The organism is Massilia sp. UYP32, assembly GCF_050434365.1.
GTDB classification, from domain to species: Bacteria; Pseudomonadota; Gammaproteobacteria; order Burkholderiales; family Burkholderiaceae_D; genus Telluria; species Telluria timonae.
In genome coordinates this window covers 1-25941 of the sequence record NZ_JBNDIK010000044.1, presented here as the reverse complement: position 1 = coordinate 25941, position 25941 = coordinate 1, and the positions used below count along the sequence as shown (strand labels likewise).

Sequence of the window (25941 nt, the reverse complement as noted above, 5' to 3'; positions counted from 1 at the left end):
CATCTGATCTACGGCGTCGTTCGAACCGGCAAGCCATTTGACGCCAATTACCTTCACAAAAACCTTGCAATCCAAGACGGTATCTGACCCTCATTAGCGGCTTAGCGCGCGTCGAGGGCGGTGCGGATGCCGGAGGTGAAGCTGCGGACGGCCTCCACGGCCTCGCTTGCGGGGTGCGCTTCGATTTCCTGGATGATGCGGCTGCCGATCACGACCGCGTCGGCCACCTGCGCCACCGCCTTCGCGGTCGCGCCGTCGCGGATGCCGAAGCCGACGCCGATCGGCAGCTTCACGTGTTCGCGGATGGCGCTCACGCGGCGCGCCACGTCGTCGGTGTCGATCGCGCCGGAACCCGTCACCCCCTTGAGTGAGACGTAATAACTGAAGCCGCCGCCGTACTGGGCCACCTGCTTCACGCGCTCGGTGGTCGAGGTCGGCGCCAGCAGGAAGATCAGGTCGAGGCCGTTGTCGCGCATGGCGGCGGCAAAGTCCGCGCATTCTTCGGGCGGGTAGTCGACGACGATGGCGCCGTCGGCGCCCGCCTCTTTCGCGCAGCGGATGAATTCAGACTGGCCGATGCGCTCGATCGGGTTGGCGTAGCCCATCAGCACGACAGGGGTGCTGGTGTCGGTCTGGCGGAATTCGCGCACGAAGGCGAACACGTCCTTCAGGCCGATATTGAACTTGAGCGCGCGCTCGCAGGCGCGCTGGATCACCGGGCCCTCGGCCATCGGGTCCGAGAACGGCACGCCCAGTTCCAGGACGTCGGCACCGCCCGCCACCAGGGCGTGCATCAGCGGCACGGTCAGTTCGGGGCCGGGGTCGCCGGCGGTGATGAAGGTCACCAGGGCGGTCTTGTTCTGCGCCTTGAGTGCGGTAAAAGTGGATGCGATGCGGGACATGCTGTTCTTCCTTTGTAAAAGTCACGGATGGTGCGGTGCTCCGGCCGCGTACGGCCGGAACAAGACGGAACTGGATCTCAGCTGAAATCCATTCCCATCCGCTGCGCCACCGTGTGCATGTCCTTGTCGCCGCGGCCCGACAGGTTGACCAGGATGATCTTGTCCTTCGGCAGGGTCGCCGCCAGCTTCACGCCATAGGCGATCGCATGCGACGATTCCAGCGCCGGAATGATCCCCTCGATGCGGCAGCAGTCGTGGAAGGTCTGCAGCGCCTCTTCATCGGTAATCGACACGTATTGCGCGCGTGCCGAATCCTTCAGCCAGGCGTGTTCCGGACCGACGCCCGGATAATCCAGGCCGGCCGACACCGAATGCGTCTCGATGATCTGGCCATTCTCGTCCTGCAGCAGATACGTGCGGTTGCCGTGCAACACGCCCGGCAGGCCAGCCGTCAGCGAAGCCGCATGCTTGCCCGAACCGAGCCCCTCGCCCGCCGCCTCGACGCCCACCAGCTGCACGCCCGGCTCACCGATATACGGGTAAAAGATGCCCATCGCGTTGGAGCCGCCGCCGATGCAGGCGACCACGTAATCAGGCTGGCGCCCCGCCATGGCCGGCATCTGCACGCGGCATTCCTCGCCGATCACCGACTGGAAGTCGCGCACCATCATCGGATACGGATGCGGGCCCGCCACCGTGCCGATGATGTAGAAGGTGTTTTCGATATTCGTGACCCAGTCGCGCATCGCCTCGTTGAGCGCGTCCTTCAGGGTCTTGGAGCCCGATTCCACCGGCACCACGGTCGCGCCCAAGAGCTTCATGCGGTACACGTTCTGCGCCTGGCGCTTGACGTCTTCCGCGCCCATGTAGACCACGCACTCCAGGCCGAAGCGCGCGCAGATGGTGGCGGTGGCCACGCCGTGCTGGCCGGCGCCGGTCTCGGCGATGATGCGCTGCTTGCCCATGCGCCGCGCCAGCAGGGCCTGGCCGATCACGTTATTGATCTTGTGCGCGCCCGTGTGGTTCAGGTCTTCGCGCTTGAAATAGACCTGGGCGCCGCCGGCCAGCTCGGACCAGCGCCGCGCGTGATACACCGGCGACGGACGGCCGACGAAGTGGGCCAGCTCGTAGCGGAATTCCTCGAGAAATTCAGGATCCTGCGCGTACTTCGCATAGGCCTCGTTCAGCTCGGCCAGCGCGTGCGACAGGGTTTCGGCGACGAAGCTGCCGCCATAGGGGCCGAAGTGCCCGACCGCATCGGGCAGGGCGTAATCCGGGGTCTTGAACAGGGGCGCAGCGTTAAGCTGGGCCGTGATGGTGTCTTTGGTGGTCATGGTGCGACTCGCTATCGATGGTGGCATCGGCTGCCCGCACCGCCGCCACGAAGGCGGCGATCTTGCGGGCATCCTTGATCCCCTTCGCTTCCTCGACACCACTGCTGATGTCGACGGCAAAGGGACGAACACGTTCGGTCGCCTCAAGGACGTTGTGTACGCTCAACCCACCACTCAAAACGACCCGAGGCGCGAGCTCTTTTGGAATAAGAGACCAATCGAAGACCTTTCCTGCGCCGCCGTAAGCATCCACCCAGGTGTCGAGCAGGAGGCCCGAGAACCATGGACTGGCGGCGCGGTATGCAGATTCGCATTCTAGCAAAGCCGCGGGCGGCGTGTCAGGCTTGATGCGGTAGGCGCGCACGAAAGGCCGCTCTACTTCCGCCGCGATGGCGGCGCACTCCTCGGCCGTTTCGTCGCCGTGGAACTGGATCAGCCCCAGCGGCATGCTGCCTGCCACCGCGCGCACCTCGTCCAGGGTCGGGTTCACGAACAGCGCGACGCCGCTCACGAACGGCGGCAGGATCGCGCACAGCTCGGCCGCGCGCGCCGGCGTGATGTAGCGCGGGCTTTTCGGATAGAAGACGAAGCCGAGCGCGTCGGCGCCCTGCTCGACCGCCGCGCGCAGGTCTTGCTCGCGGGTGATGCCGCAGATCTTGATACGGGTACGTCGCATGGCTATTCCTGGAAAATCGATCACAGCCACGGCAGGGGCGTGGCGTCCTCCTGCGGCAGCTTCCACTTCGGATCGTACTCGATCTTCGCGAAATACAGGCCGTCCGGCATGAAGGTCGGCGCGGCGGCGTCGCGCGAACGGGCTTCGAGCACCTCGCGCATCCACGCCGGCTCGTTGCGGCCGGTGCCGATATAGATCAGCGAGCCGACGATATTGCGCACCATATGGTGCAGGAAGGCGCTGGCGCGCAGGGTGAACACGATGATGTCGCCATGGCGCGCGATGCTCACCTCGTGCATGTCCTTCACCGGCGTGTTCGCCTGGCAGCCGCTGGCGCGGAAGCTCGAGAAATCGTGGGTGCCGATCAGGTGCCGCGCGCCTTCGCGCATGCGCTCGACGTCGAGCGGACGGAACACCCACCCTGCCCGCTTGGCCAGCAGCGCCGACGGGTTCGGATGGTTGTAGAGCACGTAGTGATAGGTGCGCGAGCGGGCCGAGAAACGGGCGTGGAAATCCTGCCCTTCCGCGTCGGGCTCCACCACGGCGGCCCAGCGCACCACGATCGACTCGGGCAGGAAGGCATTCACGCCGCGCACCCACGACTGGGCCGGGCGCGCCAGGTCGGTATCGAAATGGACGACCTGCTCGATGGCGTGCACGCCGGCGTCGGTGCGGCCGGCGCACGTGGTGTGCAGCGGGACGCAGGCGAACTTCTCCAGCGCGATCTCGAGACGGTCCTGGACGGTGTTTCGTTCCGGCTGTTTCTGGTAGCCGTTCCAACCGGTGCCGATGTACTGGACACCCAAAGCGATACGGGTCACGCCAGCAGTTCCCTCATCGCGCTGGCCTTGCCGACCTGTTCGGGATTGCCGCCCTTGATGACTTCGTCCAGCAGCTCGCGCGCGCCTTCCTTGTCGCCGATCTCCTGGTAGGCGATGGCGAGATCGAGCTTGGTTTCCATCTCCATGTGCTCGGGCGACATCTGGCCCGGCTCGGATTCCACCGCGCCCAGCTCGGTCGCCGCGGTCGCCGCGGGCTGCGCGGTGGCAGGTTCGGGCGGCAGGTCGAGGTCGAACTCGGCCAGGTCGAACGATGGCGCGGCCCTGTCGTCGGCCGGCGCCGATGGGGGAGCCGAAGCAGGTTCGAAGGCGTCGCGCGCCGACACTTCCTGCGGCGCCGGCACTGGCGCCGGGGTCTCGGGCAGGTCGAACATGTCGAACGGATCGTCGACGCGCGCACCGAAGTCCTTCGGCTCGGCGCCGCCTTCCGCGCGTGCTTCGCCCGGCGTGCCGAAGTCCATGCTGTCCAGGTCGAACAACGGATCTTCCGATGCGCTTGCCGCGGCGGCAGGACGCGCCGGCGTTTCGTCGAACGCCGGCGTCACAGGCAGGGTTGGCGCGGAAAAGTCCATGGAATCGAGGTCGTGCAGCGGATCGGCCTGCGCCACGGTCGGCTGCGGAGTGCTGCCCGGCAGCGGCGGCAAGCCCTCGAAGTCCTTGGCCAGGCCGGCCATGTCGACCGGGGTCGCCTGCACCTGCGACTGCGGCGACAGGTCGAGCGTGAAGTCGTCGTCATCGTCGACCGTGGCCGCGGCAGCCGCTGGCCGGGAGGTCGCCCCGGTGCCGAAGTCCATGTCGAAATCGAGGTCGTTCGCATCCGCCGTGCTCTTGACCTGCTCTGGCGCGCTGCCTGGCGGCGCGAACGGCGCCATGTCGAATTCCAGGTCCGGCACGGCGGTCGCATCCGGGTCAGGACGGCTGGCCGCCGGCGGCGCCGTGTCGGCATTCGTCACCGGCTCGAACGTCAGGCCGCCGAGGTCGAAGTCGAGCGTGTTGTCGTCGTTGCGGGTTTCGGTGCGTGCCTCCGGGGCCGGCTCGGCCTGCGGCGCGGCCGTGCGATCCTCGTCGTCCTTGGCCAGGGCCACGGCGGCAGCGCCGGCGGCAGCGCCAGCAGCCACGCCGGCCGCGGCGCCCGCGCCCACCGACGGGCCGCCACGGAAGGCGTCCTCGAACTGCTGCGACAGGATCGCCTGCTGGTTGCGTTCCTGCGGCGACGGCGTCGGGGCCGCGGCCGGGGCGGCGTTCGCATACAGCGGATTGGTCGGGTCCAGGCTCAGGCCCAGCGCCGCGGCCTGGGCCCATTCGTCGCCCTGGCCGCCGGTGAAGGCATGCAGCTCGCGCGCCTGGGCTTCGAAGGCGCGCAGGTCCTTGCGGGTGGCGTAGATCTCGAGCAGCTTAAGGCGCACCGGATGGCGTTCCGGATGGACGCGCAGCGCCTCTTTCAGGATTTCCTCGGCCTGGGCGTCGCGGCCATAGGCGATGTAGACGTCCGCTTCGGCGACCGGATCGACCTCGTTGGTGTCGAGCTGGCTGGCCGATGGCGCGAAGCTGGAATTGAACACGCTATTGTTCGTGTCCACGCTCTGGCCGCCGGTTTCGGCGAACAGCGAGTGGGCGCTGGCGCCGGGCACGCCCAGCACCGACGGTTCGGCCGGCGGGGGCTTGACCGCTTGCGCGTTGCGCTTGCGGCGCTGGGAGATGCCGAGCGCGGCCAGCAGCAGCACCAGCGCGCCGGCGCCGATGTAGAGCATATTGTCCAGGATGGTGTCGACCAGGTTTTTTTCCGGCGGCGGGGCCGGCTTTGCCGGACGCGGGCGCGGCGCGGGCTTGGCCGCCGGCTTCTCGGCGGCGGCCGTCGCAGCAGCGGCGGCGGCGGCCTGCTCGGCTTCGGCGCCTGAGCGGCTCGGCACCGTCATCAGGTTTTCGAGTTCGTTGACGTTGCGTTCGAGTTCCTTCACGCGCGCCTCGGCCTGCGCCAGCTCGCGCTCCTTGGCCACCGTATCCTCGACGCTGGCGGTGCCGTCGTCCGGCGCGCCGGCCGCGCCGGGCGTGGCCTTGGACAGCTGCAGCTTGTCCTGCGCTTCGCTGACGGCGGTCGGCTGCTGCTCGACGCGGGCGGTGACGCGACCGCTGGCGCTCTGGCCGCCCTGCGGCGTGGCGCTCGGCGCGCTGCTGGCCACCTGGCCGGCCAGCTTGTTGCGGTAGGCGTCGAAGTCGGCCGCATGGGCCACGACCACGCCGCGCGCCTCGCCCTGGCTGGCGCCGCCGCGCACCGAATCGGCGTCCGGGATGCTCAGGATCTGGCCCGACTTCAGGCGGTTCATATTGTTGCCAATGAAGGCGTCGGGATTGGCGCGGTACAGCGCGACCAGCATCATGTCGAGCGAGATGTCGGCCGGCTTGACGTCGAGCGCGATGCCGCTGAGCGTGTCGCCGCGGCGCACGCGGTAGCTGTCCTGCGCTTCGCGCGCCTGGGCTTCGCGCGCCTGGCGCTCGGCGCCGCGGCGGGCGGCGGCGATGCGCGCTTCTTCAGCAGGCGCCGCAGCCGCTGGCGCGGCAGGCGTGGTCGATGCGCGCGGCGCGGCGGGCCGGCTCTGCGGCGCCGCCGCCACCTGGGCCGGCTGGGTCGTGCGCAGCTCGGCCGGGTCGAGCAGGAAGGTGTATTCGCGCACCAGGCGGCCGTTATTCCAGGTCAGCTCCAGCAGCATGTCGACGAAGGGCTCGTTGAGCGGCTGGGTCGAGCTGACCCGGATCACCTGGCGTCCGCCGCGCTCTTCGACCGCGAAGCGCAGCGACAGCAGGGCCGGGTTGAATTCGATGTTCGCGGCGCGGAAGGCTTCGGGCGAAGCCAGCTTGACCGCCATGCTTGCCGGGTCTTCGCCGGCGCCGGCCGTCAGCTCGATCTCGGCGCGCAGCGGCTGGCCAAGCGCCGACAGCACCGTCAATTTCCCCAGCCCGGCTGCGTTGGCGGCGGAAGTCAGGAACACTGCACTGGCGACGGCGGCGGTGATCGATTTCAGCGCGGTTGCCACGAGCGGAGATTGGTGCGAAGAATGCATAGTTAGCAGCGGAATGAGTTGGCCGAGGGAAAGGCGGTTTCCCGGAGTCTCAACATAACATCATGCTCTGGAGCACGCAAGGTCTCGACGCACCCGGACGACCGGAGTATGCGCCTTCTGTAAAACAAATGCCCCGCTAGCGGGGCATTCGATACTCGGATTGCATGTCAGTTGCCATCAAGGCAACAGGAAAGATTATCGCTCGAGCACGATGCGCAGCATGCGGCGCAGCGGTTCGGCGGCGCCCCACAGCAGCTGGTCGCCGACCGTGAAGGCCGACAGGTAGTTGTCGCCCATCGACATCTTGCGCAGGCGGCCGACCGGGATGCCCAGGCCGCCGGTGACGGCTGCCGGCGACAGGTCGCGCATCGACGCTTCGCGGGTGTTCGGCACTACCTTCACCCACCCGTTGTGCTGCGCGATGATGTCGTTGATCTCGTCCAGCGGCACATCCTTGGTGAGCTTGATGGTCAATGCCTGCGAGTGGCAGCGCATCGCGCCGATGCGCACGCACAGGCCGTCGACCGGGATTGCCTTGGTGTCGAAGCCCGCGCCGCGGCCCAGGATCTTGTTGGTCTCGGCGCCCGCCTTCCACTCTTCTTTCGACTGGCCGTTGCCCAGGTCCTTGTCGATCCACGGGATCAGGTTGCCGGCCAGCGGCACGCCGAACTGCTTCGTCTCGTCGGCCGAGAGACCATGCTGGGTCGCCAGCACGGTGCGGTCGATCTCGAGAATGGCCGAGGCCGGATCGTCGAGCAGCGACTTCACCGAATTGTTGATCGTGCCGAACTGGGTCAGCAGTTCGCGCATGTGCTGGGCGCCGCCGCCCGATGCCGCCTGATAGGTCATGGAGGTCATCCACTCGACCAGGCCCTGCTCGAACAGGCCGCCCAAGCCGATCAGCATGCACGACACGGTGCAGTTGCCGCCGATGTAGTTTTTCACGCCTTTCGCCAGCGCGGCGTCGATCACGCTGCGATTGACCGGATCCAGCACGATGACGGCGTCATCGTTCATGCGCAAGGTCGACGCGGCGTCGATCCAGTAGCCGTTCCAGCCGGCCGCGCGCAGTTGCGGGAACACCTCGCTCGTATAGTCGCCACCCTGGCAGGAGATGATGATCTCGCATTTCGACAGTTCAGTAATGTCGGTCGCGCTTTTCAGGGTGGTTTCGTTTTTCGCCATCTTCGGCGCGGCGCCGCCCGGATTCGAGGTGGTGAAGAACACCGGCTCGATGTGGTCGAAATCGCCTTCCTCTTGCATGCGCTGCATGAGGACCGAGCCGACCATGCCGCGCCAACCTACCAGACCAACTAATTTCATCATCTTCTTTCAGGGTTAACTAAACGTTATGCGAGCGCCGCGACCACCGCGTTGCCCATCTCTTCGGTGCCCACTTTCGTGGAACCTGCTTCGAAAATATCCGGCGTACGCAGCCCTTGCGCCAGTACGCGCTTGACGGCGTTCTCGATGCGGTCCGCCTGGTCGAGCAGGCCGAGCGAGAAGCGAAGCATCATCGCCGCCGACAGGATCGTCGCCAATGGATTGGCCACGCCCTGCCCCGCGATGTCGGGCGCCGAGCCGTGCGACGGTTCGTACAGGCCCTTGTTGTTGGCGTCGAGCGAGGCCGACGGCAGCATGCCGATCGAACCGGTGAGCATCGCCGCGGCATCCGACAGGATATCGCCGAACATATTACCAGTAACGATGACATCGAACTTTTTCGGGGCGCGAACGAGCTGCATGGCCGCGTTATCGACATACATGTGTTCGAGCGCGACGTCCTGGTATTCCTGGTGCACCTCGGTGACGATGTCGCGCCAGAACTGGAAGGTTTCCAGCACATTGGCCTTGTCGACGCTGGTCACGCGCTTGTCGCGCTTGCGGGCGGCCTGGAAGGCGACGTGGGCGATGCGGCGGATCTCGCCTTCGGCGTAGCGCATGGTGTCGAAGCCTTCGCGCTGGCCCTTGAATGGACCGTCCGGGCACTCGCGCACGCCGCGCGGCTTGCCGAAATAAATGTCGCCCGTCAGTTCGCGGATGATCAGGATGTCGAGGCCAGAGACGACTTCGGGCTTCAGGGTCGAGGCGCCGGCCAGTTCCGGATACAGGATCGCCGGACGCAGGTTGGCGAACAGGTTCAACTCGCGGCGCAGGCCGAGGATGGCCTGTTCCGGACGCAGCGCGCGCTCGAGCGTGTCGTACTTGTAGTCGCCGACGGCGCCGAACAGCACCGCATCGGCCTGTTTCGCCAGCTTCAGGGTGCCTTCCGGCAGCGGATGGCCGTGGGCCGCATAGCCGGCGCCGCCGACTTCCGCGCTTTCCATCTCGAACGATTCGCCGAGGGCGTTCAATACCTTCACTGCTTGCGCGGTGATCTCCGGGCCGATGCCGTCACCCGGCAGGATCGCGATTTTCATTCAGCTGCTTTCTATCAGATGGTGTTGGCGAGCCACGGCTGGGCCGCGACGTGGCGCTGCTCGAAGGCGCGGATCTCGTCGGCATGGCGCAGGGTCAGGCCGATGTCGTCCAGGCCGTTGAGCAGGCAGTACTTACGGAACTCGTCGATGGCGAAAGCGAACGACAGGCTGCCGTCCTGGGTGCCGATCAGCTGCTGCTCCAGGTCGATCACGAGCTGGAAACCTTCATTGCTTTCCACCGCCTGGAACAGCGCCTCGACTTCTTCTTCGGAGAGCGCGATCGGCAGCAGGCCGATCTTGAAGCAGTTGTTGAAGAAGATGTCGGCGAAGCTCGGCGCGACCACGGCGCGGAAACCATACTGCTGCAGCGCCCACGGCGCGTGCTCGCGCGAGGAACCGCAGCCGAAGTTCTTGCGCGCCAGCAGGATCGAGGCGCCGGCGTAGCGCGGCTGGTTCAGCACGAAGTCCGGGTTGACCGGACGCGTGCTGCAATCCTGGCCCGGCTCGCCGTGGTCCAGGTAGCGCCACTCGTCGAACAGGTTCGGGCCGAAGCCGGTGCGGCGGATCGATTTCAGGAACTGCTTCGGGATGATGGCGTCGGTATCGACATTGGCGCGGTCGAGCGGCGCCACCAGGCCCTGGTGTACGGTGAATTTATCCATCTGAACGCTTACTTTCCGCCGGCGCTGGTGACGACCTGGCCCACTTTCGACACGTCGCGGCCAATGCCCGAGATGGTGTTGCAGCCGGCCAGCAGAACAGTGATGAGGGACAGTGCGAGTGCTTTTTTCATGATCTTCCTGTTACTTGATATACGGTCGTGTCCGGTTAACGCATCAGAGCGCGCGCACGTCGACAAAGCGGCCGGCGATGCCCGCCGCCGCCGCCATCGCTGGCGACACCAGGTGGGTGCGTCCGCCCTGGCCCTGGCGGCCTTCGAAGTTGCGGTTCGAGGTCGAGGCGCAGCGCTCGCCCGGCTCCAGGCGGTCGGCGTTCATCGCCAGGCACATCGAGCAGCCCGGCTCGCGCCATTCGAAGCCGGCATCGACGAAGATGCGGTCCAGCCCTTCGCGCTCGGCCTGCTCCTTGACCAGGCCCGAACCCGGCACCACCATGGCCAGCTTGACGTTCGGCGCGCGGTGCCGGCCGCGCACCACCTCGGCGGCGGCGCGCAGGTCTTCGATGCGCGAATTGGTGCACGAGCCGATGAATACCTTGTCGATCGCGATGGCGTCGATCGGTGTGTTCGGCGCCAGGTCCATATAGGCCAGCGCCTTTTCGATGGCGCCGCGGCGCACCGGGTCGGGCTCACTTTGTGGATCGGGCACGCGGCCGTCGATCGCGGTGACCATCTCGGGCGAGGTGCCCCAGGTGACCTGCGGCCGGATGTCCTTGGCGTCGAGTTCGACCACGGTGTCGAACACCGCGCCCTCGTCCGTGTGCAGGGTGCGCCAGTAGGCGACGGCCTGGCTCCACTGCTCGCCCTTGGGCGAGAACGGACGGTCCTTGACGTAGGCGATCGTGGTGTCGTCGACCGCCACCATGCCGGCGCGCGCGCCCGCTTCGATCGCCATATTACAGACCGTCATGCGGCCTTCCATCGACAGCGCGCGGATGGTCGAACCGCCGAATTCGATGGCGTAACCGGTGCCGCCGGCCGTGCCGATCCTGCCGATCACGGCCAGCACGATGTCCTTGGCGGTCACGCCGGGATTGAGTTCGCCCTCGACCTTGACCAGCATCGATTTCGATTTCTTGGCCAGCAGGGTCTGCGTGGCCAGCACGTGCTCGACTTCCGAGGTGCCGATGCCGTGCGCCAGGCAGCCGAAGGCGCCGTGGGTCGAGGTATGCGAATCGCCGCAGACGACGGTCATGCCCGGCAGGGTCGCGCCCTGCTCCGGCCCGATCACGTGCACGATGCCCTGGCGCTTGTCGTTCATGTCGAAGTACGTGAGGCCGAACGCTTTGGTGTTGGCGTCGAGCGTCTCGACCTGCAGGCGCGAGGTCGGATCCGCGATGCCCTGGGCGCGGTCGGTGGTCGGCACGTTGTGGTCGGCCACGGCCAGGTTCGCGGACACGCGCCATAGTCCACGCCCCGCCTCGCGCAGGCCGTCGAAGGCTTGCGGGCTGGTGACTTCGTGCACCAGGTGGCGGTCGATATAGAGGACTGTGGTGCCATCGGCGTCGGCACGCACGACATGGGAATCCCAGAGTTTGTCGTAGAGCGTTTTTTGCATGGTCGATCCAGTGTTGCGGTGAAGTGAAGCGCGGCCCGCCATCGTGCGACAGGCGGGACGGTTTTCGATTATGCCATAGTTGTGCAGTGCCGCACCAAGGCGGGGCAGCGCCAGTTTATGCCAACGACCTCACCACGCAGCAAATAATATTTGCAAGGGGTTTGCTGGATGCAAATAAAAAAAGCCTGTGTCGAGGACACAGGCTTTTGTCTGCGCTTTTGGCGCGGATCGCGATATTGCGAATTACCTCAGGCTGCGAGCCTGACGCTGCTGCGGCAGCCATCCATCAGGAACGACAGGCCAACGACCAGCACCAGCTCGCCCTCGGCCGAGCGCGCGGTGCCGGTGATGCCTTCGACCGTCAGCGCGGTCATCGGCTTGATCACCAGGTCGGCGGTGCCGTCCACCGCTTCCATCGCCAGGATGTAAGGCTGCGGCGCGTTGATGACGATGCCGACCTTCTCGGAAGCGGCCTCGTAGCCCAGCGCCAGCGCCAGCGAACGCACCGGCAGCGGGCGGCCCTGGTCCTTCAGCACCGGGGCGCCGCCGACGCAGGCGAAATCGTCCGGCAGCTCGACCACGCGCTCGACGACGGCCATCGGCAGCGCCAGTTGCGCGCCCGAGGTCGACACCAGCATGGTCGGCACGATCGACAGCTCGATCGGCAGGCGGATCGCGAAGCGCGTGCCCTTGCCCAGCGAGGATTCGATACGGATCGCGCCGCGGTTCTTCTCGACCGCGGTCTTGACCACGTCCATGCCCACGCCGCGGCCCGACACCGAGGAAGCCACTTCCTTGGTCGAGAAGCCCGGCAGGAACACGAGCTGGTAGGCGTCTTCGTCGCTCTGGGCGCCGTTCTCGCCGATCAGGCCCTTGTCGACCGCCTTCTTGCGCAGCTTGACCGGATCCATGCCCTTGCCGTCGTCCTGCAGCACGATCATGACGCTGTTGGCCTCTTGCCAGGCTTTCAGCAGGATGAAGGCCTTGGCCGGCTTGCCGGCGGCGACGCGTTCCTCGGGCGATTCGACGCCGTGGTCGAGCGCGTTACGCAGCATGTGCACCAGCGGATCGTACAGGCTGTCCACCACCACGCGGTCGACTTCGGTCTCGGCGCCTTCGATGGTCAGCTCGACGTCCTTGCCCAGGTCTTTCGCCAGCTCGCGCACGAGGCGCGGGAATTTCTGGAACAGGCGGCCCACCGGCTGCATGCGGGTCGCCAGCGTGGCGCGCTGCAGCTCGGCCGAGTAGCGCGAGGCGCGCTCCAGGGTTTCGGTGAGCGTGGCGATCAGCACGGCAGCCTGGCCTTCGAACTTGAACTGCTGCAGGCGTTCCAGCAGCACGGCGGCCTGGTTGGCGGCCTGCACCGACTCGCCTGCCACTTCGAGCAGCGCGTCGAGCTTGACCGCGTCGATACGGATGCTTTCGTCCTTGGCCGGCGCGGCGGCGGCGGGCTTGGTGTCGGTGCGGCGCTCGACGCCGTCCCAATTCTTGGCGGGCGCGGCAGCGGCAGGGGCGGCAACCGGGGCGGCGACGGCAACCGCGGCAGCAGCGGGGGCGGCAGCAGGGACAGCCGCGGTTGCGGCGCTTGCATCGATCGCGTTCGCGGCCGGGACCACGGCGTTGTACATGCCGGTCCAGTCCAGGCCGTCCTCGCCGGCGGCGGGCGCGGCGGCAGGCACGGTTTCCGGGGCAACCGCAGCCGCCACCGCGGCGACCGGCGCCGGTGCGGCAACAGCCGCCGCCGGAGCGCTGTCCTTGCCTTCGATCGCATCCATCAGGATGCGTTCGAGGTCGCCCGGCATCTGCGCCAGGCCTTCCGGCGGCGTGCCGTTGTTCAGGTCACCCAGTTGATCGGCCACGAAGCCCGACGCCTGCAGCGCGGCCTCGACCGCGAGCGGCGTCACCGGCGCGGCGCCGGTGCGCAGCGCGTCGAACAGGTTCTCGGTCAGGTGGCAGGCCGCCACCAGCGCCGGCAGGCCCATGAAACCGGCGCCGCCCTTGATCGTGTGGAACGAGCGGAACACCGCGTTCAGCGTTTCCTTGTTATCGGGGTCGCGTTCGAGGCGCAGCAGGTGCTCTTCTACGTTTACCGCCAGATCCATCGCCTCGACGACGAAATCCTTCAGCATATCGTCCATTAGAATCCCAGATCGGCAAGAAGATCGTCAACATTGTCCTGGTTCAGCGCCGCGTCCGGCACCGACGGGCCCTGCATCAGCGGCGCCGGAGCGGCCGCCGGCTGTTCTTTCTTGGCCAGTTTTTCCTTGATATCGGCCGGCGCGTGGTCGCGCAGCAGCTGAGCCAGCTCGCTTTCGACGGTCTGCGTGATCTTGACCACTTTCTTGATCAGCTGGCCGGTGATGTCCTGGAAGTCCTGGGCCATCATGATCTCGAGCAGGCGCGCCCGTTCGGCTTCGGTCGCTTCGTTGACCAGCGCGGCGAACTGGCGCGAATCGCCGGCCAGGGCCTTGAATTCGTCCAGGCTCAGCTTGCCCTCGAACAGGTCGGCCCAGCGGGTCTCCATGTCCTTGGCCTGCTTTTGCAGCTGGTCTTGCGCGGGCATGCCCTCGTCCAGGGTATTGAGCACCTTGTTGGCGGCCTGTTCGGTCAGCGTGGCGACGTATTCCAGGCGGTCCTGGGCGTCGACAATCTGCGACGACGCCTCGGTCAGCGCCTTGTCGTAGCCCAGCTCGCGCAGCGAGTCGTGCAGCAGGCGAACGATGCCGCCCAGGCGCTCGAACATGCCGTTTTCGTGGCCGTCGTCGGCATGCGTTCCAGCGGCCGGTGCGGCGGCCGGCGCCACGGTGGCGACCGCGGCAGTGGCGGCCACGGCGGCGACAGCCGGCGCGGCGGTGGCGGACACCTGGTCGAACAAGGATTCCAGGTCGTCCTCGTCGTTGCTGGCCGCGGCCAGGGCCGGCTCGGCCGCGGCGGAGGGGCCGGGCGGTGCGCTGGTGCGCTGCGCCGCCACTTCCTCGAATAGTGCGTCGAAATCGTCAGCGGCGTCGGTCATAATCCCTGCTTCTCCATAATGTATAAATGTGCAATCAGCTCTGCAATCCGGGGGTTCTGCTGCATCCACCGGGCCGGTTCGGCCGTAAAAAGTGCGGTGGAGTAATTGAAGCGAGTGTAGCAGTGTGGTTGCCGTAGGTAAATCTCAGAGAAGGCAATGCAACAAAATGGACAGGGAAACTTAATTCCGCGACAATTAAAACCGGGTGTTCCTGATGCTTTTCATAAGCATGGTGTTGTATTTTGTAATCGTAGGTCGGTTTTCCCGTCGCAGCGCAGCAGTGTTTGTTCATTTGATAGACCTCAACTGTTTGCGTCTCAGAAATCGCCATCCTGCACTGAGTCGTCAGAATGGGCGTGGCAAGGAGGAGGAAACATCATGTACCGCAAGATCCTGATCACCACCGACGGTTCGGCCGTGTCGCAGCACACCGCCTGCGCCGGCGTCAAATTCGCGCAGCAGATGGGCGCCGAGGTGCTGGCCCTGTTCGTCGCTCCCGAGTACCAGTACCCCGTCTACGTCGAGATCATCCCGCCCTCCTATCCCAGCGAAGAGGATTACATCGCCCAGATGCGGCGCATGGGCGAGGAATACATGGGCAAGATCACGCGCTCCTGCGCCGGCGCCAATCTCCAGTACCAATGCATGACGGCGTTTTCCGATTCGGCGGCGCTCAAGATCGTCGACGTCGCCGAGCAGGAAGGCTGCGACCTGATCTTCATGGGCTCGCACGGCCGCAGCGGCTGGAACCAGCTGCTGCTGGGCAGCGTCACCAACAAGGTGTTGTCGCATACGACCAAGCCGGTGCTGGTGCACCGCCTGATCGCCGAGCCGGCGGCTTCCTGACCCCGCCGCCCACGCGCTCTTGTATTTACAGCTACAATAGTTTTTTTGCTGATCAGGGTAGGAAACCGCTTCAGGCTCGAGGAAACGATAATGGTAAGAATCGTCATCGCCGATGACCACACGATCATGCGCGAAGGCCTCAAGCGCATCCTGGACGGCGCCGAGGAAGTCGACATCGTGGGCGAAGCCACCAATGGCTTCGAAGTCTTGTCGCTGGTACGCCAGGGCGGTTTCGACCTGCTGCTGCTCGACCTGTCCATGCCCGGCCGCAGCGGCGTCGACCTGATCCGGCAGGTGCGCAGCGAAGCGCCCAAGCTGGCCATCCTGATCCTGACCATGCACGAAGAAGAGCAGTACGCGGTGCGCGCGATCCGGGCCGGCGCCCAGGGCTATCTCACCAAGGAAAGCGCCGGCACGCAGCTGGTGGGGGCGATCCGCAAGGTCGCCTCGGGACGCCCGTACATCAGTACCGAAGTGGCCGAACAACTGGCGCTGAACATCATGGCGCCAAGCGAACAGTTGTTGCACAAGCAGTTGTCGGACCGCGAATTCGAGGTATTCTCGCTGCTGGTCAGCGGCAAGTCGATTACCGAGATCGCCAACGGCCTGCACCTGTCGGTGAAAACCGTCAGCACCCACAAGACCCGCATCATGCAGAAAATGGGCATGAGTTCGCTGTCCGAAATGGTGCAATATGCCGTCGCACACCGCCTGTTGTCGCCACTGAAGGCGTGACTCGCTGATTTCCTTTGACCGCCGCGCGTGGTTTTCGTGCGGCGTGCGCCTCTTTTCGCAGGCTGGCGCCGGCACCCGGACACACCCCTGCTGTTTCTGTTGTGCCACCTTCCGTCATTCGGGCGGCGTTCCTGGTAGTAGGAGTATTCCTACAACCACACCATCTGTCCTACCTACATATTCAGGCAACGCTGATATTCGTGCCGGACTCGTGTTGGCATACTGAATTCAGCGTTTCGACTTGCTTGCGATCCAAGTCACGGCGTCAGCCATATAAAACCATGGCATGGCAGACGCGCTTTCCGCACGCTGCCGTGCCGCCGGGGTCGCGTGAAACCTGAGTTCCTTACCGGAGATGAGCATGCAGTCCCAGCCACCGTCAGATCAACGCAACGTTACCCAGCCTACCCTGCATTCCCCGATGGAAGCCGGACGCCAGCGCCAGGGTCGCCTCTGGTCCAACCTGAAAGAAGTGTGCGACCTGCTCCGTATTCCAGCCAGCGTGTCGGTGAGCTCCGAAGAATTATTGTTCCAGCACGTGCAGTTCAAGACGGGCCAGCGCGTGCACACGATCGGCCAGGCCTTCGACACCCTGTACATCGTCAACTCGGGCTTCCTCAAGACGGTGCTGATCGACGAATTCGGCAACGAACAGGTGCTGAGCTTCCCCATGAAGGGCGATATGCTCGGCGTCGACGGCATCCACACGCGCCACTACGCCTCCGAGGCCGTGGCGCTGTCCGACTGCGACCTGATCCTGCTGCCGTTCAAGAAACTGACCGCACTGGGTCGCGTCCACAGCGAGCTCGAGAACATGATGTACGGCGTGATGAGCCGCGAACTCGTGCGCGAGCAGACCATGATCGGCATGCTCGGCGCCCTGTCGGCCGAGGCGCGCGTGGCCCGCTTCCTGGTCTCGCTGGCCGACCGCTTCGCCGCGATGGGTTATTCCAGCAAGCTGTTCAACCTGCGCATGACGCGCCACGAGATCGGCAGCTACCTCGGCCTCACGCTCGAGACCGTCAGCCGCACCTTGTCGGCCTTCAATGAAATCGGCCTGATCACCGTCGACCAGCGCACCATCGGCATCAAGGATGCCGAATCGCTCAAGACGCTGCGCCGCCTGCCGCCCTCGCGTTCGCGCACCAAGGGCAGCGCCAAGCAGAAGGCCGAGCTCGACCAGCCCGGTGACGACCAGGTGCTGGCCACCGTCTGACTATCCCTCATCGAGCCAACGACGATGCCCGCCCGCCAAGGCGGGCATTTTCATTGCCGCCTGCCTTACTCCTTGTCGAGCGACAGCACCCCGTCATTGACACGCACCCGGTCGCCCTTGCGGTAGCCCGGGTTGTTGTCGTATTCGATCGCCTGCGTCGCTTCCGTGGTGTCGAAGCGAACGGTTACCCTGTAACGCTGGGCGGCCTGCACGTCGCTGGCCAGTGGCCGCGCTGCCCCGGTTGCCTCACGTACGATCTCGACCTTCTCGACGACCGCGCAACTGGTGCAGTAGCGCGCCACGCGCGGACGCTCGGTCGTGCGCGGCGGTGGCGGTGGCGCGGCGCCCGGCGCCGCGCTGGCGACGCCGGCCTCCTTCGAGGCCAGTTGCCGCGCGGGTTCTTGCGCCTGCGCCGAGGCCGCCGCGCCGCTCACCAGGCCGTCGCGCAGCACGGTGGTCGCGACCTGGCTGCCCAGACGCATTTCGGCGGTCACCGGGCTGTTCGCCTGGAAGCGGTCGTGGTTGCCGATCACATAGCTGCCGCTGTACTGGCCGGGATCGGTTTCCTGCATCTGGACGCCGCGGGTGGCGCCGTCGATGGTCACGTTCACCGTTGCGTTCCGGGTGCCGTAGACATGGAAGTGCAAGGCGGCGCCCTGCTCCAGGCGCGCGACCTTCTCGACGTGGAAGCCTTCGATGGCGGGCGTCACGGTGCGGCCGGGCGGCGTGGTCTGCGCCAGGGCCGTGCTGCTCGTCGCCAGCAGCATGCCGGCCGGCGCCAGGGCAGCCACCAGCGAACACATCAGGATGCGTTTTTTCATGGCAATCTCCTTCGGTTGGCAGACGGCATCACACCGCCTTCAGTTCCAGGAGACAGTACCTGTACGAAAGAGCCAGGTCCGTACGGTTACGAACCGATAGCCTCAGCGCACGGCGTGGACCGCATCGCCCGACGTCACGTAGATGCGGTCGCCCGGCCCCGGCTTGACCGCGTGGCCGCCGGTAAACGCGCCGAAGGACGGCAAGATCAGTCCCTGCTCGCCGACCACGAAACATGGCAGGCGCAGCGCATCGAAGCGGGTCGCCAGCACATACACCGGGTGCACGTGGCCGGCCAGGCCATAGCCGGGCGCGTCGACGCCGGGATGGTGGCAGAAGGCGAACGGCCCGATCGCATGCGGCTCGTCCACCAGCGCGATTCCCAGCGCCGCTGCCGGGTCGCCCGCATGCAGGTCGTGGTTGCCGCGCACCAGCATCAAGCCGAGATCCGGATGGCGCTGGCGCCAGGCCAGCATCGCCAGCTGGGTCGAGCTGGCGTGCGCGGCGCGCGCATGCAAGAAGTCGCCCAGGAAGGCCACCTGGCGCGCGCCGTGGGTGGCCACCAGGGCGTCGAGGCCGGCCAGGTTTTCCGAGGTCGTGCCGCGCGGCACCGGCACCCCGAGCGAACGGAAGGCGGCCGCCTTGCCGAAGTGGATGTCGGCGATGATCAGCATCCGTTCGCGCGGCCAATAGATCGCCTTCTCCGGCAACAGCAGGAGCAATTCGCCGGCCACCTGCACCATCGCGCCGCTCATGCCGCCGCCTTCTCGAGTTCGCGCAGCATGCGCGCCACACGGTCATTGAGCTTCTCGGTGCTGACCTTTTCGCGGAAGCGCTCGACCATCAGGGCGAAACCGAACGGCGTCGCGCGCTTCACCTCGCGATAGGCGATCCTCCGCGCGTGCAGCTCGGCCAGCGTGTCGCGCAGGCGCGTCAGTTCGAGTTCCTGCTCCATCACCTCGCGCTCGGCCTGGGTGAGCAGCAGGTTGCCGGCATCGTGCTTGCGAAACACCTCGAAGAACAGCGAGGACGAGGCCTGCAGCTGGCGATTCGACTTCGGCTGGCCCGGATAGCCCGAGAACACCAGGCCGGCGATCCGCGCCACTTCGCGAAAGCGCTGCTGCGACAGCTGGGTCGCGTTCAGGCTGTCGATCACGTCTTCCAGCAGGCGCGCCGTATCGAACAGGTCCACGCCGGCGCCGGTCGGCGCGTCGAACATGCGCGCCCAGTCGACCGGTTCGGGCGCCATCAGCTCGAAGCCGTAGTCGTTGATGGCGATCGAGAACGTGATCGGCTGCGCGCGGCCGACGCGAAAGGCGATCAGCGACGCCAGGCCCATGTGCACCGAACGGCCCGCGAACGGATACACGAACAGGTGGTAACCCTCGCGGCTCTTCATCGACTCGAGCACCAGCACCTCGCTCGTGGGCAGCGCCGACCAGCGCTGCTGGATGGCGATGAGCGGCTCGATGGCGCGCATCTCGGGGCCGTCGAACACGCCCCCGTCGGCCAGGCGCAGCTCTTCCAGCGCGGCGTGGGCCAGCTCGTTCGACATCGGCATCTTGGCGCCCTGCCAGCGCGCGATGGCGCCGCGGCTGCCGCTGGCGCGTTTCACGAAGGCGGTCAGCTCGTGCACGCGCACGAATTCCAAGATGCGCCCGCCGAACAGGAAGCGGTCGCCGGGCTTGAGGCGCGAGATGAAGGATTCCTCCACGCTGCCGATGCGCCCGCCGCTCATGTACTTTACCTGGATCGTGGCGTCCGACATGATGGTGCCGATGCCCATCCGGTGCCGGCGGCCGATGGCGCTGTCGGGCACGCGGTAGACGCCCTCGTGGTCCGGCAGCACGCGGCGGTATTCGGGATACACGGTCAGGCTCTGGCCGCCGCGCGCGACGAAGTCGAGCGCCCACTGCCATTCTTCCTCGGTCAGGTGGCGGTAGGACCAGGCCCGGCGCACCTCTTCATACAACTCTGCGGAGCGAAAGCCGCCGCCCAGCGCCACCGTCACCAGGTGCTGCACCAGCACGTCGAACGGTTTATTCGGCACGTAACGGCCTTCGATGCGGCGCGCCGCCACCGCCTTCTTCGCGCCGGCCGCCTCCAGCAATTCCAGGCTGTTGGTCGGCACCAGGGTCACGCGCGAGACCCGGCCCGGCGCATGGCCGCTGCGGCCGGCGCGCTGCAGCAGGCGCGCCACGCCCTTGGCGCTGCCGATCTGCAGCACGCGCTCGACCGGCAGGAAATCCACGCCCAGGTCCAGGCTGGCGGTGCAGATCACCGCCTTCAGGATGCCGTTCTTGAGGCCCAGCTCGACCCACTCGCGCACCTCGCGGTCGAGCGAGCCGTGGTGCAGCGCGATCACGCCGGCCCAGTCGGGCCGCGCCTCCAGGATGTTCTGGTACCAGATCTCGGCCTGCGAGCGGGTATTGGTGAACACCAGCGTCGCCTCGTGCCCCTCGATCTCGTCGATCACCGGTTGCAGCATCTGCAGGCCCAGGTGGCCGCCCCAGGGAAAGCGCGAGACGTTCTCGGGGATCAGGCAGTCGACCACGATCTTCTTGCGCGTATCGCCTTCGACCAGGACACCCGCGTCCGCTCCTTCCTCGCCTCCCAGCAGCACCTGGCGCGCGAGGTCGAGATTGCCCATCGTCGCCGACACGCCCCATACCAGCAGTTCGGGACGCCAGCGCCGCAGCCTGGCCAGCGCCAGCTGCACCTGCACGCCGCGCTTGCTGCCCATCAGCTCATGCCACTCGTCGACGATGACCATGTCGAGATGGCGGAACTGTTCATGGGCGGCGGCATTGCTGATCATGAGCGACAGGCTCTCGGGCGTCGTCACCAGGGCCGCCGGCATGCTGCGCGTCTGGCGCGCCCGCTCGGCCGACTTGGTGTCGCCGGTGCGCGCGCCGATGCGCCACTCGGGCAGCAGCTCGGCGGCGGAATCCTCGAGCGCGCGCTGGGTGTCGGCCGCCAGCGCGCGCATCGGCGTGATCCACAGCACGCGCAAGCCCGCCCTGGCCCTTCCCGTGTCGAGCCCGGCGCGTTGCAGCGCCGCGAACCAGACCGCGAAGGTCTTGCCGGCGCCGGTATTCGCATGCAGCAGGCCCGATTCGCCCTTCAGCGCGGCCTTCCACACCGCGCGCTGGAAGGGAAAGGCGGTCCAGCCGCGGCTGGACAACCAGGCGTCGATGCGGGCGCTGACAGGGTTACGGCTCATGCGGTGGCCGCCTCCAGCAAGCCCTTGAGCGTGTCGAGCGTATCGGCTTCTTCCACCGGCTTGTCAAGACGCCGGCGCAGGATGCGCGGAAAGCGCACCGCGATCCCCGCCTTGTGGCGCGGCGACAGCGCAATGCCCTCGAAGCCGATCTCGAACACCATGGTCGGCTTGACCGAGCGCACCGGGCCGAATTTCTCGATGGTCGTGCGCCGGATCGTGTTGTCGACCTGGGCGATCTCGGCGTCGGTCAGGCCCGAATAGGCTTTCGCGAACGGCACCAGCTTGCGCTCGGCGCCTTCGCCATCCCACACGGCGAAGGTGTAGTCGGTGTACAGCGAGGCGCGCCGGCCGCTGCCCGGCTGGGCGTACAGCAGCACGGCGTCGATGGCGTAGGGGTCGATCTTCCACTTCCACCAGGTGCCGACGTCCTTGGTGCGGCCGACGCCATAGTGGGCCGTGCGGCTCTTGAGCATCATGCCTTCGACGCTGCGCGCGCGCGAGCCGGCGCGCAAGGTCGCCAGCGCTTCCCAGCTGTCGGCGTGGACCAGCGGCGACAGGCGCAGCTGCGGCTGGTCGAGCTTCGCGACCTCCACTTCGAGCAGCGCACGCCGCTCGTGCTGCGGCAAGCCGCGCAGGTCGACGCCGTCGAGTTCCAGCAAGTCATAACAGCACAGCACGGCCGGCAGCTCGCCCAGCAGCTTGGCGGACAAGGTCTTGCGCCCGATGCGTTTTTGCAGGTCGGCGAAGGGCGACGGCATGTCGCACCCCGGCTGCCAGATCAGCACCTCGCCGTCGAGCACCATCCCGTCGGGCAGGCGCGCCGCCGCCAGCTCGGGAAAGCGCTCGGTGATCAGGTCTTCGCCGCGCGACCATAGAAAGCTCTGGCCGTCGCGCCGCACCAGTTGCGCGCGGATGCCGTCGTACTTCCACTCCACCAGCCAGTCATCCAGCTCGCCCAGGGTGGCCGGGTCGCCATTCAGTTGGTGCGACAGGAAGAAGGGATACGGCTGGCCGCCGCGTAGCCTGTGTTCCTCGTCCGACTGTTCGGCGATCAGTTGCAGGAAGCCTGTCGCTGTGGGTTTCACGCGGCCGTCGGTCCAGCCCATCAGGCGCTGGGCAATCAATTTGCTGTCGACCGCCGCGATCGCCGCCAGCGCACGCGTGACCAGCAGCTTCGAGACGCCGACGCGGAAGCCCCCGCCGATCAGTTTCACCAGCAGGAAGCGCTCGCGCCAATCCAGCTCGTTCCAGTACATGAACAGCGCTTCGCGGATGCGGCCCGGATCGGCGCCGCGCAAGGGCCCGATGCGCTGCTCCATCCACTCGGCCAGGCCGACGTCCGAACGCTCAGTCGGCGGCGGCAGGATGTGGGCGATGGTTTCGGCGAAGTCGCCCACCGCGTGGTAGGACTCATCGAACAGCCATTCGTCCAGGCCCGCGTACTCGATCGCGAACTGGCGCAGCAGCTTGGTCGGCACCGCCTGGCGCGGTTTGCCGCCGGCCAGGAAGTAGACAGCCCAGGCCGCGTTCTCGGGCGCGGCATTGGCGAAATAGCCCTGCAGCGCGTCGAGCTTGCGGGTGGTCGACGTGGTTTCGTCGAGGTCGGCGTACAGGCGGGCGAATTCACGCATCGGCTGCTCCTGCTGCCGGCGGCGATGGCTTCTCCACTGCGTCGTCCTCTTCCTCGTCGCCATATTCGGTTTCGAAGCCCGACGCATCCAGCCCGTTCTGGCACAGCCAGCGCACCAGGATCGGGATCGAGCCGTGGGTGACGATCACGCGTTCGGCCTCGGTCGACTTGATGGCGCTCATCAGGCCTGGCCAGTCGGCGTGGTCGGACAGCACGAAGCCACGGTCGACGCCGCGCCGGCGCCGCGCGCCGCGCAGCAGCATCCAGCCGCTCGCGAAGGAATCGCTGTAGTCGCCGAAGCGCTTCATCCACGGCGAGCCGCTGGCGGACGGCGGCGCCACCACCAGCGCGCGCCGCAGCGCCGCCTTGTCGACGTCGCTCACCATCACGGTCGGCGGAATCTCGACGCCTTCCGCGCGGTAGGCGCGGTTGAGCGGCTCGACCGAGCCGTGGCAGACGATGGGACCGATCGAGGGATCGAGCCCGGCCAGGATGCGCTGCGCCTTGCCGAAGGAATAGGCGAACACCACGCTGCAGCGGCCCTCCTCGGCGTTCTTGCGCCACCAGGCATTGATCTCGTCCATCACCTGCTGCTCCGGCTGCCAGCGGTAGATCGGCAGGCCGAAGGTCGATTCGGTGATGAAGGTGTCGCAGCGCACCGGCTCGAACGGCGCGCAGGTCTTGTCCGGTTCGACCTTGTAGTCGCCCGACGCCACCCAGACCTCGCCGCCGCACTCCATGCGCACCTGGGCGGAACCAAGCACATGGCCGGCCGGGTGCAGCGAGATCGTCACGCCGTTATGGGTGACTTTCTGGCCATAGTCGAGCGCATCGACCGAGATATCGCCCAGGCGCGACTTGAGCACACCGATCCCGGGCGCCGCCGCCAAGTAGTGGCCGTGGCCGACGCGCGCGTGGTCGCCGTGGGCGTGCGTGATGACGGCGCGCGGCACCGGCCGCCACGGGTCGATATAGAAATCCCCCGGCACGCAGTACAGCCCCTCCTTGCGGACGACGACCATGTCTCCCATCGGCATCCCTTAGGCTTCCACCTGTTCGAGAAAGTCAGCCATGAAGCTGCGGCTTTCCCCGTCCGCAAAGTCCACCGTCACCTGCTCGCCGGCGATGGCGACCACCACCCCTTCGCCATACTTGGCCGACCGGGCGCGCGCGCCGACCTCGAATTTGGGCTTGACCGGCTCGGGCGCCGGCTCGCGATCGAACTCATCGTCGCGGATGACGATGTCCTCGGTCAGGCTCATGGCCGGCGGGTTCAGGCAGTTATCGCACTTGCAGCACTTCTCGAAACCGGGCGCCTGGTCGCCGAAGTAATCGAGCAGCAGCTTCCAGCGGCAAAAGCCGCTCACCGCGTAGCTCACCATCTGGTCCAGCGCTTCCTTGTCACGCTCCTGCTTCTGGACATACACCTGGGCCAGGCGCGTATACACGCCAGGGCGCGGCTCGGCCGCGCTGGGCAGGTATTCCAGCTTGCGGTTCTGGCGCACCAGCTTGGCGTCCTTGAGCAGCTTGAGGCAGACCTTGATATTCGACTCGGCGATGTCTTCCAGCGCCTGTTCGAGACGGCGGCCCGTCACGGGACCGTCCTCGTGCAGGGTGCGCACGGTCTCGTGCACCAGCTGCAGCTCTTGCGCATCCGGATAGTGCTTGACCAGGAAGAACTGCTGGATGCGCTTGTCGTCCTGCAGGAACAGCAGGGTACATTCGGCGTCCAGGCCGTCGCGGCCGGCGCGGCCCGATTCCTGGTAATAGGATTCGAGATTGGCCGGGATCTGCAGGTGGATCACGAAGCGGGTATCGCTCTTGTCGATGCCCATGCCGAAGGCATTGGTGGCCACCATCACGCGCCGCTCGCCCTCCATGAACAGGTCCTGGTTCATCTTTCGCTCGGCTGCCGACAGCTTGCCGTGGTAGAGCGTGACCGATTCGCCGGCTTCTTCGAGCACGGCCAGCATCTCCTCGGCCACCTTGACGGTGGCGACGTACACGATGCCGACGCCTGGCGTCTGCTGCACCAGGCGCAGCGCCCCCTGGTATTTCTCCCTGGCGCTGGTGACTTGCCGCACGCGGTAATGCAGGTTGGGCCGGTAGATGCCGGTATTGATCACGTTCAGCTTGCGGCCCAGCTGTTTGCCGATGTCGGCGATCACCTCGTCGGTGGCGGTGGCCGTGAGCGCCAGCACCGGCGGGCGGCCGATCGCCTCGATCGCGGCGGCCAGGCCAATATAGGCCGGGCGGAAGTCGTGGCCCCATTGCGAGATGCAATGCGCCTCGTCGATCACGACGATGTCGAGCGTGACCTTGCGCAGCACGTCGATGAAGTCGGGCGAGACCAGGCGTTCCGGCGTGCAGAACACGATCTCGCAGGATTCGCTGGCGATCGCCTCGAGCGCCGCGTGTTCTTCTTCGGCGCACAAGCTGCTGTTGACCTGGACCGAGCGGATGCCGATCTCTTCCAGCTTCTCGAGCTGGTCCTTCATGAGGGAGATGAGCGGGGAAACAACGACCGTGATCCCCTCCAGCATCTTGGCCGGGATCTGGTAGCACAGCGACTTGCCGCCGCCGGTAGGCATGATGGCCAGGGTGTCCTTGCCGTCGAGCACGCTGTCGATCACGCGCTGCTGGCCTTCGCGCAGCTGCGCGATGCCGAACACGGCGTTCAGGAGGCGTCGGATGGTATTGCGGCGCACGGCGAGCAGGCCGCGGTGCATGAGGGTGGGATCGTGTCGGGTCATGATGACGCCGACTTTATTAGTACGGCGACAACTCGACTATAGGACGCCACCTACTTCAAGCGTAGGAGGTCAACTTTTGGCGGGGTCGTCACGTTATGGGTGTAGTGCCAAGGCTACTTGTGTCAATTGTGCGACACAAATTCTCGAGCCTGTCAGAATTTCTGTGTGGAACGGGGTCATGAAATAATCCCGAAAGGACTGTTCCATGACCGAAGTGATGACCACCAAGAAGCCCAAAA

At 66.4% G+C, this 25941-nt stretch carries 21 protein-coding genes; 3 read left to right on the top strand and 18 right to left on the bottom strand.

From position 1 onward, the window contains the following. Window positions 1-101: 101 nt before the first annotated feature. From trpA to ABIB42_RS25205, 12 genes are all read right to left on the bottom strand, one after another. Window positions 102-902 carry a tryptophan synthase subunit alpha gene (trpA, locus tag ABIB42_RS25260; RefSeq protein ID WP_184240374.1) on the bottom strand — a complete coding sequence of 267 codons (801 nt, stop codon included), beginning with the start codon at window positions 900-902 and terminating at the stop codon, window positions 102-104. 77 nt (window positions 903-979) lie between these two features. Beyond that, window positions 980-2236 (bottom strand): tryptophan synthase subunit beta, encoded by a 1257-nt coding sequence (gene trpB / locus ABIB42_RS25255; protein WP_005662684.1) that lies wholly within the window; start codon window positions 2234-2236, stop codon window positions 980-982. Next, window positions 2202-2912, bottom strand: a complete 711-nt coding sequence (locus ABIB42_RS25250) for a phosphoribosylanthranilate isomerase (protein WP_005662686.1) — start codon at window positions 2910-2912, stop codon at window positions 2202-2204. Before ABIB42_RS25250 ends, trpB begins: the two co-directional genes overlap by 35 nt. Window positions 2913-2932: 20 nt before the next feature. Next, window positions 2933-3733 (bottom strand): tRNA pseudouridine(38-40) synthase TruA, encoded by an 801-nt coding sequence (gene truA, locus ABIB42_RS25245; protein ID WP_219864792.1) that lies wholly within the window; start codon window positions 3731-3733, stop codon window positions 2933-2935. Further along, window positions 3730-6783 (bottom strand): FimV/HubP family polar landmark protein, encoded by a 3054-nt coding sequence (locus ABIB42_RS25240; protein WP_429249185.1) that lies wholly within the window; start codon window positions 6781-6783, stop codon window positions 3730-3732. Before ABIB42_RS25240 ends, truA begins: the two co-directional genes overlap by 4 nt. Before the next feature lie 222 nt (window positions 6784-7005). Next, window positions 7006-8133 (bottom strand): aspartate-semialdehyde dehydrogenase, encoded by a 1128-nt coding sequence (gene asd, locus ABIB42_RS25235; RefSeq protein WP_081589881.1) that lies wholly within the window; start codon window positions 8131-8133, stop codon window positions 7006-7008. A gap of 26 nt (window positions 8134-8159) precedes the next feature. Next, a complete protein-coding gene (leuB, locus tag ABIB42_RS25230; protein ID WP_005662695.1) occupies window positions 8160-9230 on the bottom strand; it encodes a 3-isopropylmalate dehydrogenase in 1071 nt (356 codons plus the stop codon). Window positions 9231-9244: 14 nt separating this feature from the next. Then, window positions 9245-9892 carry a 3-isopropylmalate dehydratase small subunit gene (gene leuD / locus ABIB42_RS25225; protein WP_005662696.1) on the bottom strand — a complete coding sequence of 216 codons (648 nt, stop codon included), beginning with the start codon at window positions 9890-9892 and terminating at the stop codon, window positions 9245-9247. A gap of 8 nt (window positions 9893-9900) precedes the next feature. Beyond that, entirely contained in the window at window positions 9901-10023 is a 123-nt protein-coding gene (locus ABIB42_RS25220) for an entericidin A/B family lipoprotein (RefSeq protein ID WP_005662697.1), read from the bottom strand. Window positions 10024-10066: 43 nt separating this feature from the next. Further along, window positions 10067-11467, bottom strand: coding sequence for a 3-isopropylmalate dehydratase large subunit (leuC, locus tag ABIB42_RS25215; protein WP_005662698.1), 1401 nt, complete (start codon window positions 11465-11467; stop codon window positions 10067-10069). 248 nt (window positions 11468-11715) lie between these two features. Then, entirely contained in the window at window positions 11716-13605 is a 1890-nt protein-coding gene (locus tag ABIB42_RS25210) for a chemotaxis protein CheA (protein WP_184240370.1), read from the bottom strand. After that, entirely contained in the window at window positions 13605-14480 is an 876-nt protein-coding gene (locus ABIB42_RS25205; RefSeq protein WP_219864798.1) for a protein phosphatase CheZ, read from the bottom strand. The genes ABIB42_RS25210 and ABIB42_RS25205 overlap by 1 nt, the downstream gene beginning before the upstream one ends. 378 nt (window positions 14481-14858) lie before the next feature. Between ABIB42_RS25205 and ABIB42_RS25200 the strand changes: the two genes are divergently transcribed. The 3 genes from ABIB42_RS25200 (at window position 14859) to ABIB42_RS25190 (ending at window position 17277) form a co-directional block, all read left to right on the top strand. After that, window positions 14859-15326 carry a universal stress protein gene (locus ABIB42_RS25200; protein WP_005662701.1) on the top strand — a complete coding sequence of 156 codons (468 nt, stop codon included), beginning with the start codon at window positions 14859-14861 and terminating at the stop codon, window positions 15324-15326. A 90-nt stretch (window positions 15327-15416) separates the two neighbouring features. Beyond that, complete coding sequence (locus ABIB42_RS25195) at window positions 15417-16061, top strand: response regulator (protein ID WP_005662702.1); 645 nt, start codon at window positions 15417-15419, stop codon at window positions 16059-16061. A 421-nt stretch (window positions 16062-16482) separates the two neighbouring features. Continuing rightward, window positions 16483-17277, top strand: a complete 795-nt coding sequence (locus tag ABIB42_RS25190; protein ID WP_040774805.1) for a Crp/Fnr family transcriptional regulator — start codon at window positions 16483-16485, stop codon at window positions 17275-17277. A 65-nt stretch (window positions 17278-17342) separates the two neighbouring features. On the opposite strand, the gene ABIB42_RS25185 is transcribed toward ABIB42_RS25190, so the two are convergent. The 6 genes from ABIB42_RS25185 to ABIB42_RS25160 all read right to left on the bottom strand — a co-directional run bounded on the left by ABIB42_RS25185 (window position 17343) and on the right by ABIB42_RS25160 (window position 25702). Beyond that, the gene (locus ABIB42_RS25185) at window positions 17343-18098 is read right to left on the bottom strand and encodes a hypothetical protein (RefSeq protein WP_429249184.1); all 756 of its coding nucleotides are present in this window, start codon (window positions 18096-18098) and stop codon (window positions 17343-17345) included. Window positions 18099-18200: 102 nt separating this feature from the next. Next, window positions 18201-18851 carry a ligase-associated DNA damage response endonuclease PdeM gene (gene pdeM, locus ABIB42_RS25180; RefSeq protein ID WP_312160556.1) on the bottom strand — a complete coding sequence of 217 codons (651 nt, stop codon included), beginning with the start codon at window positions 18849-18851 and terminating at the stop codon, window positions 18201-18203. Continuing rightward, the gene (locus tag ABIB42_RS25175) at window positions 18848-21319 is read right to left on the bottom strand and encodes a ligase-associated DNA damage response DEXH box helicase (protein WP_005662706.1); all 2472 of its coding nucleotides are present in this window, start codon (window positions 21317-21319) and stop codon (window positions 18848-18850) included. The genes pdeM and ABIB42_RS25175 overlap by 4 nt, the downstream gene beginning before the upstream one ends. Then, window positions 21316-22950, bottom strand: a complete 1635-nt coding sequence (locus ABIB42_RS25170) for an ATP-dependent DNA ligase (protein WP_429249183.1) — start codon at window positions 22948-22950, stop codon at window positions 21316-21318. The genes ABIB42_RS25175 and ABIB42_RS25170 overlap by 4 nt, the downstream gene beginning before the upstream one ends. Beyond that, complete coding sequence (locus tag ABIB42_RS25165; protein WP_429249186.1) at window positions 22943-23980, bottom strand: ligase-associated DNA damage response exonuclease; 1038 nt, start codon at window positions 23978-23980, stop codon at window positions 22943-22945. The genes ABIB42_RS25170 and ABIB42_RS25165 overlap by 8 nt, the downstream gene beginning before the upstream one ends. 9 nt (window positions 23981-23989) lie before the next feature. Next, window positions 23990-25702: a RecQ family ATP-dependent DNA helicase gene (locus ABIB42_RS25160; protein WP_429249182.1), complete on the bottom strand. Its 1713-nt coding sequence runs from the start codon at window positions 25700-25702 to the stop codon at window positions 23990-23992. Between the last annotated feature and the right edge of the window lie 239 nt (window positions 25703-25941).